Genomic DNA, 11,637 nt, shown 5'->3' with positions numbered 1-11,637 from the left:
GAGACATGCATTCGGTTTACCTATCGCGGGTTGTTGTGTTGGGCTAGCCTGCCAGGGTGGCCGCCGATTTATCGTTCGGTCTTTTAACCACTATTTGGCGGGTGGGGGGCGGGGGTAAACCGGGGCGCCCTTCGTGTATCGGAACGCGATTGTTCGGGGCGGTGACTGCGCGAGGGTTGCCACCCGGAGCGCGCCACACGCAAATGACGAGGACCAGATGACGGTGAAGCCCCTCTACCGACGTGTCTTGCTGAAAGCGTCGGGCGAAGCATTGATGGGCGAACAGCATTTCGGCCTCGACGTTTCGGTCGTCGACCGCATCGCCGGCGACATCGCCGAGGCGCGTGCACTGGGCATCGAGGTCGGCGTCGTCATCGGCGGCGGCAATATCTTTCGTGGCGTGGCCGTTGCCTCCAAAGGTGGCGACCGTGTCACCGGCGACCACATGGGCATGCTTGCCACGGTCATCAATTCGCTGGCGCTGCGCACGTCATTGAACAAGATCGGTGTCGACGCCGTGGTGCTTTCGGCTATCGCCATGCCTGAGCTTTGCGAGAGTTTTTCGCAGCGCCAGGCGACCAGCTACATGAATCAGGGCAAGGTGGTGATCTTTGCCGGCGGCACCGGCAATCCGTTCTTTACCACTGATTCGGCCGCCGCACTTCGCGCGGCTGAAATCGGCGCCGACGCGCTGTTCAAGGGCACCCAGGTCGACGGGGTCTACTCGGCGGACCCGAAGAAGGACCCAAATGCGACACGTTTCGAGCGCATCAGCCATGGCGAAGTCATAAATCGCGGCCTTTCCATCATGGATACGGCAGCGATTGCACTTGCGCGCGAAAACAACATTCCGATAATCGTCTATTCGATCCACGAAAAAGGTGGTTTCGGCGATATCCTGAGGGGCGGCGGCCGCTGCACGGTCGTCACGGATGATTGACCCGGGCCTGATCCCGAAGAAAGGGGAGCAGGCTCGAACACGGCCCCAAAGCAGTGAACCCGCGTCAGACGGGTCGAGGAGATTAAGATGAGTGGTGAGTACGACGATCTCAAGCGGCGCATGGATGGAGCAATCGCAGCGTTCAAGCATGATCTGGCTTCGCTGCGGACCGGTCGCGCCTCCAGCAATCTGCTCGATGCGGTCCAGGTGCAGGCCTATGGCACCACGATGCCGATCAACCAGGTCGCCAACGTCTCGGTGCCGGAGCCTCGTATGATCTCGGTATCGGTTTGGGACAAGTCGATGGTCGGCGCGGTCGACCGCGCCATCCGCGAATCCAATCTGGGTTTCAACCCGATCGTCGACGGCACCAATCTCAGAATTCCACTGCCCGAACTCAACGAACAGCGCCGCAAGGAACTGGTCAAGATCTCGCACACCTATGCCGAGAATGCCCGGGTCGCCGCGCGCCATGTGCGCCGCGACGGCATGGATTTCCTGAAGAAAGCGGAGAAGGACGGCGAGATCAGCGAAGACGATCAGCGCAAGCGCTCGGACCAGGTCCAGAAACTTACCGACGAGACGATCAGCACCATTGACCACCTGCTTTCCGATAAGGAAGCTGAAATCATGCAGGTTTAGGGTCGTGGCCATAGGCTGACCCGAAAGCGAGAACATGGCAACGCCCGCGCATGTCGCGATCATCATGGACGGAAACGGACGCTGGGCCAAGGCGCGCGGCATGCCTCGTCTTGCGGGCCATCGTGCCGGCGTCGAGGCGCTGCGCAAGACGGTTCGCGCCGCACCCGGGCTCGGCATCTCCTACCTGACCGTCTATGCGTTCTCGTCGGAGAACTGGTCGCGTCCGAAGTCCGAGGTCAGCGACCTGATGGGCCTCTTGAAAATGTTCATCCGCCGGGACCTGGCCGAACTGCACCAAAGTGGCGTGCGGATCAGAATCATCGGCGACAGGGCAGGGCTGCAGCCCGACATCAGGGGGCTGCTCGACGAGGCCGAATCGCTGACATCAGCCAATGAATCGCTGACGCTGGTGATCGCCTTCAACTATGGCGGACGCGACGAGATCGTGCGCACGGCGCGCAAGCTTGCTTCGGCGGTGGCGCGTGGCGAACTCGAGAGCGACGCGATATCAGCCGAAAGCTTTGCCGGCGCCCTCGACACGCATGGCATTCCCGACCCCGAGCTGGTCATCCGCACCAGCGGCGAGCTCCGGCTGTCGAACTTCCTTTTGTGGCAGGCCGCCTATAGCGAGCTCGTCTTCCTGCCTTGTTATTGGCCCGACTTCAGCCGCGAGCATCTTGCCGAAGCTTTGCGTGAATTTGCCGGCCGCGAACGCCGATTCGGCGGACTTGGAGCCCAGGACGTCGCTTCGCGACCGGCCGCGGGATGAGCAATCTCCGGCTGCGCGTCATTTCGGCGATCGTGCTTGCCATCATCACCCTTGGCTTGACCTGGCTCGGCGGTATGCCGTTCCGCTTGCTGTGCGCCGTGATCGCTGCGGTCATTTTCTATGAATGGACCCGCATGTCGCGCCGGGCCGGGGCAACGGGTCTGGGTTTCCTGCCGGAAGCGCTGCTGGTTGTCTTCATTGGCGCCTTGATTGGCGGCCTTGGCGCGTCCTGGCTGTTGCCATATGTCGTGGTCATGGTTGCCACAACGGCGATTGCCGCGTCGGTTCGCAAGGCCGGGCAATGGGACGCGAGCGGTCTTGCCTATGCTGCCGTTTCAGGCCTGTCGCTGGCCTTGCTGCGCGACGGTGACCGTTCGGGCCTTGTCGCCATCCTGTTCCTGTTCGCGGTCGTCTGGGCCACCGATATTTTTGCGTATTTCGTTGGCCGTGCGGTTGGAGGCCCGAAGCTGGCGCCGGCGATCTCACCTGGCAAGACACGCAGCGGCGCGCTCGGCGGCGCTGTTGGAGGCGTCGTCGCGGGGCTGATCCTCGGCGCCATTGCCGGTGTCGGCAACCTGGCGTTGCTCAGCCTGGTGGCGCTCGTGCTGTCAATTGTCTCGCAGGCCGGGGACCTGTTTGAATCCTGGGTCAAACGCCGCCACGGCCGCAAGGATTCGGGTACGCTGATCCCGGGCCATGGTGGCGTGATGGATCGCGTCGATGGGCTTGTCGCGGCGGCTTTCGCCCTATACGTCATTGGCTGGATTTCGGCGACCGCCGATCATCCGGCGCAGGGTCTGTTCCCCGTTTGAGTGGTGTCATTTCAGGTCCGATGCGCGATGCGCCTTGGATTCGCCCGGATTGGTGTCACAGTCACGGCGCAATCCGCGCTGTGGAAGAATTTGAGGGTTTGTCTTGAACGAGATTCTTCACGCGCTTTTCAGCACAGAAGGCTTTGTCCTCGGCACGCTGGTGCCGTTCCTCTTTGTGCTGACCGTGGTCGTATTCGTCCATGAGATGGGCCATTACCTTGTCGGGCGCTGGTGCGGCATCGGCGTCAAGGCCTTCTCGATCGGCTTCGGTCCCGAACTCTTCGGCTTCAACGACAGCCACGGCACGCGCTGGAAACTCAGCGCGATACCGCTTGGCGGCTATGTCAAATTCGTCGGCGACATGAGCGCCACCTCGAGCCAGCCCTCGACGGAAGAACTCAAGACGCTGACGGAGGAAGAGCGCAAGGTCGCCTTTCACACGCAGCCGATCTGGAAGCGCGCGGCAACAGTGGTGGCCGGGCCAGTGTTCAATTTCCTGCTGACGATCGTCGTCTTTGCCGTGCTGTTCACTGCCTATGGCCGTTATGTCGCGGAGCCGATGGTGGCCGAGGTGACGGCCGACAGCCCGGCGGCGAAGGCCGGCATCGTGCCCGGCGATCGATTCGTCAGCGTCGACGGCAACAAGGTCGAAACCTTTGGCGACGTCCAGCGCCTGGTCTCGGGCCGCGCCGACGACATCATTACCTTCGTCATGCTGCGCGGCGGCAAGGAGGTCACGGTGACCGCGGCGCCGCGGCTAATGGAACAGGAAGACGCGCTCGGCAACAAGGTCAAGGTCGCCGTGATCGGCGTCGTCAACAACAAGGAACTCGGCCAGCCGCGGCTCGTCACCTACACACCCGTCGGGGCAGTTGCAGCGGCCGTCCAGGAAACCGGGCATGTCATCCAGCGTACCGGCCAGTTCCTGCAGCGCTTTGTCGTTGGGCGCGAGGACAAATGTCAGCTGGGCGGCCCGGTGAAGATCGCGGACATGGCCGGCAAGGCGGCGAAACTGGGATTTGAATGGCTCGTGCAGTTGGTTGCAATGCTGTCGGTTGGCATCGGGTTTCTCAACCTTTTGCCGATTCCCCCCCTCGACGGCGGCCATCTCCTGTTCTACGGGGTGGAGGCCGTCATTCGCCGTCCGGTGTCGGAACGGATGATGGAAATGGCCTATCGGGCCGGGTTGCTTCTGGTGCTGTGCTTCATGGGGTTCGTTTTCTGGAACGATCTGTTTGGATGCTGAAATCATGAAGAAATTCGGCCTCTGCATGGCCGGTGTTGAGACGCCGTTTACCATGCACGGGGATATGAGTGACGCGAAAGCCACGCCGCAAGGCTAAGTAAATACAAATTAACCAGAAGCCTTGCGTGTAGGGAAAATCCGGTTAATACGGTAGGGGAAATTACCGCACGTCCGGTTTTCTCGCCGTGGGGACTACGAGAAAAGGTTATTAAGCCCGATGAAGGCAGCATCCAAGTTTCTGAGCGCCGCTTCCGCGGTGACCCTGTCCGCGGCTCTTGTCGTGCCAGGCGCTCTCGCAGTGCAGTTCGTTGCCACATCGGCGGCCGAAGCCGCTGTCGTCAGCAGAGTCGAAGTGAGCGGCAACCAGCGTATCGACGCTGAGACAATCCGCAATTACATCACCATCAAGCCGGGCAAGGCGTTCTCCAGTTCCGATATCGATAGCGCCATCAAGGCGCTGTTCGGCACCGGCCTGTTCTCGGATGTGCAGATCAACCAGGTCGGATCGACCCTGGTGGTCAAGGTTGCCGAGTACCAGGTCGTCAACCAGGTGCTGTTCCAGAACAACAAGAAGCTCAAGGACAATGCGCTTGCGGCGGCGGTGCAGCTGAAGCCGCGCGGGACGTTCTCGCAGGCAACGCTCGATGCCGACGTCGAATCGATCAAGGCTGCCTACAAACGTATCGGCCGGGACGATGTGACGGTGACCACCCAGGTCATGCAGCTCGGCGACAACCGCGTGAACGTGGTCTTCAACATCACCGAAGGCGAACGTACGCAGATCGCGGCGATCAATTTCGTCGGCAACAGCGCCTATTCGAGCCGCCGCCTGTCGGATGTGATCAATACCAAGCGTTCGTCGTGGGTTTCGTTCATCCTGCGCGACGACGTCTATGACGAGGACAAGCTGCGCGCCGACCAGGAGCTGCTGCGCCGCTTCTACTACAATCACGGCTATGCCGACTTCCAGGTTGTGTCTGCAGTCGGCGAGCTCGACAGCGCGACGAACAAGTACACTGTCACCATTACCGTCCAGGAAGGCGACCGCTACACATTCGGTGACGTCAGCGTCGAAAGCACGATCCCGGAAGTAGACGGCAAGGCACTGGAATCGGTGATCGAGACCCGCAAGGGCGACGTCTACAACGCCAAGGACGTCGAGGATTCCATCATTGCCCTGACCGAGAAGGTGGCCGGTTCCGGCTATGCCTTCGCGCAGGTGACGCCACGCGGCGACCGCAATTTCGAAAACCACACCATTTCGGTGGTCTACACGATCGACCAAGGCACCAAAGCCTATATCGAGCGCATCGAGATCCGTGGCAACGACCGCACGCGTGACTATGTCATCCGTCGCGAGTTTGACGTCAGCGAGGGCGACGCCTTCAACCAGGTGCTCATCCAGCGCGCGAAGAAGCGTCTGGAAAACCTTAATTACTTTGATAAAGTCGATATCTCGACCGTTCCGGGCTCGCAGCCTGACCAGGTTGTTCTGGTGGTCGACGTGGTCGAGAAGTCGACCGGTGAATTCTCGGTTGGTGCTGGCTATTCGACCGGTGGCGATACGGCTGGCCCATCCGTCGAAGGGTCGATCACCGAGCGCAACTTCCTTGGTCGTGGCCAGTTCATCAAGGTGTCGGCAGGCGGCGGCAAGAATTCGCGCGACTACAGCCTGTCCTTCACCGAGCCCTATTTCCTCGGACGGCGTATCGCCGCCGGCTTCGACATCTTTAAGCAGACCCGGAACTACGATCACTACGACAGCGACACCACGGGGGCGACCGTTCGCTTCGGCCTGCCGATCACAGACAGCATCTCGACGCAGCTCGCGTACAACATCTCGCAAGAGAAATACAAGCTGGATGATGGTTGCGTGACCGATGGCGTTTATGACCCCCTTAAGTGCAAGGTTTCAGACGCTATCCTGGATGGCATAGAGCAAAGTCCATGGATCAAGTCTTCGGTCAGCCTGGGGCTGGTCTACAACACTATCGACGACATGAAGAACCCGCATGAGGGTATCTACGCCAACACGACTGTGGAGGTTGCAGGTCTCGGTGGCGATGCAAAGTTCGTCAAGATCACCGGACGGGGCAGCATCTACCAGACGTTGTCTGAGCAATATGATCTGGTCGGGCTTATTTCGGGCGGCGCCGGTCATGTCGAAGGCTACGGCGGCGATGGCGATCTGCGCGTGTTCGATCACTTCCAGAGCAGCGACCGAATGATCCGCGGCTTCGCTTACGGTGGCATTGGTCCCGTCGACAGTGATGGTGCGGGCGACCACCTGGGCGGCACCACCTATTTCAATGCTTCGGCGGAAGCCCAGTTCCCGCTGCCGGTAGTTCCGGAGAGTTTCGGCCTGCGCGGCGCGGTGTTTGCGGACGCGGCAACGCTCTACGGCAGCAAGGTCGCCCACGATTTGGTCGACCAGTCGTCGGTCGACATGAAGCTGCGCGCCTCGGTCGGTGTCGGCCTTATGTGGGCGTCGCCGTTCGGTCCGATCCGTATCGACTATGCGATCCCGGTCAAGAAGGAAGCGTCCGACGATGTGCAGGAATTCAACTTCGGCATATCGACCCGCTTCTGATCGGTGGCCAACGATGCTCCCGGGTCTTTAAGGTCTGGGAGAAAATGTTCCGATCTAGCTGGATATAGCTTCTGGAATGACCGATCCGGTGTTCTTCGCGCCATCACGCCGGTATACGGCGGGCGAAGTCGCGAATCTGACCGGCTCGGTGCTTGTCGATTCCGGCCAATCCGATATTTTCATCGATGCGCTCGCGCCGGCCAGCGAAGGCGGCGAGAATGCGCTCGTATTTGTCGACGGCAGGCGTAATTCCGCGCTGATGCCGTCGCTGCGGGCGGCCGCGGTGCTGTGTCCGGCGGAATTTGCCGGCAAGGCGCCGGCCGGCATGGCCGTTCTGGTTCATGCCCGTCCGCAGCAGGCCTTCGCGCTGGTCGGACGGCTGCTGTTTCCGAGGGCGGCGACGCCGGGACCGATGACCAGTGAAACCGGTGTCTCGCCGCATGCTCATATCGATGTGACCGCGCATGTCGAAGCAGGTGCCGTCGTCGAGGCCGGGGCGGTAATCGGGCCGGGAGCGTCGATCGGCAGCGGTACCGTCATCGCGCCCAATGCGGTCATAGGACAATCCTGCCAGATCGGCCGCGACGGTTATGTCGGTCCGGGCGCCAGCATCCAGTATGCCTTGATCGGCAACCGCGTCATCATCCATGGCGGTGCCAGGATCGGCCAGGATGGTTTTGGCTTCGTCGGTGGCGCCAAGGGCCCGGAACGCGTGCCGCAGATCGGCCGTGTCGTCATTCAGGACGACGTCGAGATCGGCTCCAACACCACCGTCGATCGCGGCGCCATGTCCGATACGATCATCGGCCAGGGTACCAAAATCGACAATCTCGTGCAGATTGCCCATAACGTTCGCATCGGCCGCAATTGCATAATCGCCGGGCTTTCGGGTATTTCTGGGTCCGTGGTCGTGGGTGACAATGTCACAATGGGCGGTGGCGTCGGGCTTGCGGATCACCTGACCATCGGGACAGGGGCCAAGCTTGCCGCCAGAAGTGGATTTATGAGCAATGTCCCTGCAGGCGAGATCTGGGGCGGTTATCCGGCACAGCCGATGGCGGAAGCCATGCGGGAGATAGCCATGCTGCGCAAGCTCGCCAGGAGCCGCAAAAAGGGCGAGGGAGGCAATGGCTGACATGATCGCGTCGACGACGCTGGAAGCGGTCGACATTATGGGGCTGATAAAGCTCTTGCCGCACCGCTATCCGTTCCTGATGATCGATCGCATCGTCGACATCGATGGCGACGAGTCCGCCGTCGGCATCAAGAACGTGACCATAAACGAGCCACATTTTCAGGGGCATTTTCCAGAGCAGCCTGTGATGCCAGGTGTGCTTATCGTCGAAGCGATGGCGCAGACGGCTGGTGCCATCTGCATCCGTAGCCTGGGAACTGAAAAGCCGTCGCTGGTCTATTTCCTGACCATCGACAACGCCAAATTCCGCAAACCGGTCGTCCCCGGCGACCAGTTGAAGATCTATGTGAAGAAAATCAAGAAACGCGGCAATCTGCTCAAATTCGCTTGTGAAGCCATGGTCGACGGCGCCAAGGCGGCCGAGGCCGAGATTTCAGCCATGATGGTCACCAGCGACTGACGATCGAATGCTTATGAAAATCAAGACATTCATCCATGCTTCTTCCGTAGTGGAGGAAGGCGCCCAAATCGGTGAAGGTGCGCGCATCGGACCGTTCTGCCACGTCGGCGCCGACGTCGTGATCGGCGACGGCGTCGAACTGGTCAGTCATGTCTCGGTAATGGGCGTGACCTCAATCGGTGCCTCGACCAAGGTCTACCCAATGGCGACATTGGGCGCCCCACCACAGAACACCAAGCACAAGGGCGGCCGCACCACTCTGGTCATCGGCAGGAACTGTACGATCCGCGAAGGCGTGACCATGCATCTCGGCACCGATTCCAGCCGCGGCGAGACGACGGTCGGCGACAATGGCAATTTCCTTGCCTACGCCCACATCGCCCATGATTGCGTGGTCGGCAACAACGCGACGTTCGCCAATGGCGCGACGCTGGGCGGCCACTGCGAGGTCGGCAACAACGTCTATATCGGTGGGCTGACCGCCGTGCATCAGTTTGTCCGCATCGGCGACAACGCCTTTCTGGGCGGTTGCTCGGCGGTCGTCGGCGACGTCATTCCCTACGCCATCGCGGTCGGCAACCGCGCCAGCCTGCGCGGTCTCAACATCATCGGCCTGAAGCGCTCCGGCCTGCCGAGGTCAGAGATCCATGTGCTGCGCAAGGCCTACAGGATGATCTTCGATCGTTCCCGCACCGTTGGCGAGAACATCGAATTCGCCAAGGCTGAGTTCGCGTCTTCGCCGACCGCCATGAAAATCATCGATTTCATCACCAGTCGCGGCAAGCGGCACTACGCTGTGCCGTCGCTCAAGGGCGGCGATGGCGACGATGTCGATGACGAAGACTGAGACAGCGGCAGCGCGTCTTGATCTCCCGCCAGGCGCCAGGGTCGGCATTATCGCCGGCGGTGGCAGTCTGCCCGTCGAGGTCGCGGCCGGTTCGGCTGAACAAGGCTATCCGCCCTTCGTCATCCTGATGGACGGCGAGGTCGACCGCATGGCGGAGCTCTCCCGGTATGAGCATGAAAGCCTCGCTCTGGAAGGCATCGGCTCGCTGATATCGTTGCTGCGGCGGCACCGGATCACCCATCTGGTGCTTGCAGGCGAGATCAAGCGCCGGCCAAGACTGACACAACTGCGTCCAAGTCTCGGTCTGCTCGCAGTGATACCGGTCGTTGTCGCGGCGCTGGCGCGTGGCGATGATGGCCTGCTGAAGGTCTTGGCGCGAGGCCTCGAAGCGCGGGGAATAAAGGTCGTCGGCGCTCACGAAATTGTGCCGAACCTTGTCGCTGCCGAAGGCGTGCTGACGAAAACCTCGCCAAGAAAAACCGACTGGCGCGACATCGAGGCCGGCCTTGCGGCGGCTAAGGCCATAGGGGCGCTCGATATTGGCCAGGCGGCGATCGCCGTCGGCGGCCGGACCATCGCGTTGGAAGGTATCGAGGGAACAGCAGGACTGCTCGACCGTGCGAAGCTGCTGCGTGGCCACGGCCGTATTGCCGGCAAGACCCGCGGTGTCCTGGTCAAGTGCGCCAAGCCTGGTCAGGAACTGCGCGCGGATCTTCCCTCAATCGGCCCGCAGACGGTCGAAGCGGTGCATGCGGCCGGGCTTGCCGGCATTGCGGTGGAAGCGGGTCGTTCGCTGGTTCTCGAAGGCCCGGAAACCATCGCGCGCGCCAACGCGCTTGGGCTGTTCGTCATTGGCCTGCCTGCCGCGACGGAGCCAAACAATGGTTGACAGGGCATTGAAGATCGCGATCGTGGCCGGCGAGGAGTCCGGCGATCTGCTCGGCGCCGACATCGTGCGTTCGCTCAAGCAGGCTACCGGGCGCGACGTGCGACTCGTCGGCCTCGGCGGTCGCCATTTGCAGGCACAGGGACTGATCGCGCCATTCGATGCCGGTGAGATCGCCCTCATGGGCTTCAGCGCCATCCTGCGCGACCTGCCGCGCCTGATGCGGCGGATCAATGAGTTGGCCAGGACAGTTGCGGACGAGAAGCCGGATTGCCTCATCACCATCGACAGCCCCGACTTTTCGTTGCGCGTCGCCAAAAAGGTCCGTGCTGCCAACCCGTCGATCCCGATCATCCACTATGTCTGCCCGAGCGTCTGGGCGTGGCGGCCGGGCAGGGCGGCGGCGATGAAGCCCTATGTCGACCATATCCTCTGCATCCTGCCGTTCGAGGTGAAGGAGCTCGAGCGGCTGGGCGGCCCACTGGGCACCTATGTCGGGCATCGCCTCATGCATGATGCGGGCGTGCTCAGCGCGGCCAAGGCACAGGACCTGCCGCGCGACCTTGCCGCGGACCGCGTCAAGACGCTGCTCGTTCTGCCCGGTTCGCGGCGCGGCGAGGTGCGTCGGCTGCTCGACCCGTTTGGCGAAACCGTGTCGATGCTGCGCGCGCGCGGGCACCGCCTGCGGCTGTTGCTGCCGACGGTTCCGCATGTCGCCGACCTGGTCAAATCCTCGGTAAACCGTTGGGATGAAAAGCCTGAGATCATCATCGATCCGCAGCGCAAATGGCAAGCGTTCGGCAAAGCCGATGCCGCACTCATCGCGTCCGGGACGGTATCCCTGGAACTGGCGCTGGCCGGCGTGCCGATGGTCTCCTGCTATCGGCTCGATCCTGTCGCGCGCGTCGTCGCGCCGTATATGGTTTCGGTCTGGTCGGCTCTGCTGCCCAATCTGATCTCGGATCGAGCCTTGATCCCTGAATTCTACAATGAGTACGTCAAGCCGAACAATTTGGCTCGGCAATTGGAGGCGCTGTTCGCCGACAGCGGCATGCGGGCCTGGCAGAAGCAAGGCTTCGCCGAGATCACGCGGCGCATGGCGACCGAGAAGCCATCCGGAGAGATCGCTGCGCAGGTCGTGATGCGGTACATTAAGAGAGCGAATAGTGAATAGGAAGAAGGCGGTTCTCACCGCCTCGGTCTATATGAGGGCATAGCTTTGGTTTCCCGCTAAACAACGCCAAGGGAGATCAAATCGCGAATACGAACCGGATGGTGTGCTGAACTTCTTTGTGGGTGCAACGTTGCCC

At 61.5% G+C, this 11,637-nt stretch carries 11 protein-coding genes; all 11 read left to right on the top strand.

Annotated elements, in window-relative coordinates:
* Positions 1–217: 217 nt before the first annotated feature.
* The 11 genes from pyrH to lpxB all read left to right on the top strand — a co-directional run bounded on the left by pyrH (position 218) and on the right by lpxB (position 11,501).
* Positions 218–940 carry a UMP kinase gene (pyrH, locus tag NKJ89_RS28650; RefSeq protein WP_352607486.1) on the top strand — a complete coding sequence of 241 codons (723 nt, stop codon included), beginning with the start codon at positions 218–220 and terminating at the stop codon, positions 938–940.
* A gap of 87 nt (positions 941–1,027) precedes the next feature.
* Positions 1,028–1,582, top strand: coding sequence for a ribosome recycling factor (gene frr / locus NKJ89_RS28645; RefSeq protein ID WP_352607484.1), 555 nt, complete (start codon positions 1,028–1,030; stop codon positions 1,580–1,582).
* Positions 1,583–1,616: 34 nt separating this feature from the next.
* A complete protein-coding gene (locus NKJ89_RS28640) occupies positions 1,617–2,351 on the top strand; it encodes an isoprenyl transferase (protein WP_023759246.1) in 735 nt (244 codons plus the stop codon).
* Positions 2,348–3,163, top strand: coding sequence for a phosphatidate cytidylyltransferase (locus NKJ89_RS28635; RefSeq protein ID WP_352607482.1), 816 nt, complete (start codon positions 2,348–2,350; stop codon positions 3,161–3,163). Before NKJ89_RS28640 ends, NKJ89_RS28635 begins: the two co-directional genes overlap by 4 nt.
* A 103-nt stretch (positions 3,164–3,266) precedes the next feature.
* On the top strand, positions 3,267–4,409 hold the full coding sequence (gene rseP / locus NKJ89_RS28630) for an RIP metalloprotease RseP (protein WP_352607480.1): 1,143 nt from the start codon (positions 3,267–3,269) through the stop codon (positions 4,407–4,409).
* Positions 4,410–4,626: 217 nt separating this feature from the next.
* Positions 4,627–6,999 carry an outer membrane protein assembly factor BamA gene (gene bamA / locus NKJ89_RS28625; RefSeq protein ID WP_352607478.1) on the top strand — a complete coding sequence of 791 codons (2,373 nt, stop codon included), beginning with the start codon at positions 4,627–4,629 and terminating at the stop codon, positions 6,997–6,999.
* Positions 7,000–7,075: 76 nt separating this feature from the next.
* Positions 7,076–8,134, top strand: a complete 1,059-nt coding sequence (gene lpxD / locus NKJ89_RS28620) for a UDP-3-O-(3-hydroxymyristoyl)glucosamine N-acyltransferase (protein WP_352607476.1) — start codon at positions 7,076–7,078, stop codon at positions 8,132–8,134.
* Positions 8,127–8,594, top strand: coding sequence for a 3-hydroxyacyl-ACP dehydratase FabZ (gene fabZ, locus NKJ89_RS28615; protein ID WP_023759240.1), 468 nt, complete (start codon positions 8,127–8,129; stop codon positions 8,592–8,594). Before lpxD ends, fabZ begins: the two co-directional genes overlap by 8 nt.
* A 13-nt stretch (positions 8,595–8,607) precedes the next feature.
* Positions 8,608–9,441, top strand: a complete 834-nt coding sequence (lpxA, locus tag NKJ89_RS28610) for an acyl-ACP--UDP-N-acetylglucosamine O-acyltransferase (protein WP_352607474.1) — start codon at positions 8,608–8,610, stop codon at positions 9,439–9,441.
* The gene (locus NKJ89_RS28605; protein WP_352607472.1) at positions 9,413–10,330 is read left to right on the top strand and encodes an LpxI family protein; all 918 of its coding nucleotides are present in this window, start codon (positions 9,413–9,415) and stop codon (positions 10,328–10,330) included. The genes lpxA and NKJ89_RS28605 overlap by 29 nt, the downstream gene beginning before the upstream one ends.
* Positions 10,323–11,501, top strand: coding sequence for a lipid-A-disaccharide synthase (gene lpxB, locus NKJ89_RS28600; protein WP_352607470.1), 1,179 nt, complete (start codon positions 10,323–10,325; stop codon positions 11,499–11,501). Before NKJ89_RS28605 ends, lpxB begins: the two co-directional genes overlap by 8 nt.
* Positions 11,502–11,637 lie beyond the last annotated feature (136 nt).

The sequence above is a fragment of the Mesorhizobium sp. M0047 genome (genome assembly GCF_040323315.1).
Taxonomy (GTDB): domain Bacteria; phylum Pseudomonadota; class Alphaproteobacteria; order Rhizobiales; family Rhizobiaceae; genus Mesorhizobium.
This window is presented reverse-complemented; position numbering and strand designations above follow the sequence as displayed.

What these genes read in the sequence shown, in the direction of transcription:
- pyrH (WP_352607486.1), top strand. Translation starts at nt 218, where the DNA reads ATGACGGTGAAGCCCCTCTACCGACGTGTCTTGCTGAAAGCGTCGGGC.
- frr (WP_352607484.1), top strand. Translation starts at nt 1,028, where the DNA reads ATGAGTGGTGAGTACGACGATCTCAAGCGGCGCATGGATGGAGCAATC.
- NKJ89_RS28640 (WP_023759246.1), top strand. Translation starts at nt 1,617, where the DNA reads ATGGCAACGCCCGCGCATGTCGCGATCATCATGGACGGAAACGGACGC.
- NKJ89_RS28635 (WP_352607482.1), top strand. Translation starts at nt 2,348, where the DNA reads ATGAGCAATCTCCGGCTGCGCGTCATTTCGGCGATCGTGCTTGCCATC.
- bamA (WP_352607478.1), top strand. Translation starts at nt 4,627, where the DNA reads ATGAAGGCAGCATCCAAGTTTCTGAGCGCCGCTTCCGCGGTGACCCTG.
- lpxD (WP_352607476.1), top strand. Translation starts at nt 7,076, where the DNA reads ATGACCGATCCGGTGTTCTTCGCGCCATCACGCCGGTATACGGCGGGC.
- fabZ (WP_023759240.1), top strand. Translation starts at nt 8,127, where the DNA reads ATGGCTGACATGATCGCGTCGACGACGCTGGAAGCGGTCGACATTATG.
- lpxA (WP_352607474.1), top strand. Translation starts at nt 8,608, where the DNA reads ATGAAAATCAAGACATTCATCCATGCTTCTTCCGTAGTGGAGGAAGGC.
- NKJ89_RS28605 (WP_352607472.1), top strand. Translation starts at nt 9,413, where the DNA reads ATGGCGACGATGTCGATGACGAAGACTGAGACAGCGGCAGCGCGTCTT.
- lpxB (WP_352607470.1), top strand. Translation starts at nt 10,323, where the DNA reads ATGGTTGACAGGGCATTGAAGATCGCGATCGTGGCCGGCGAGGAGTCC.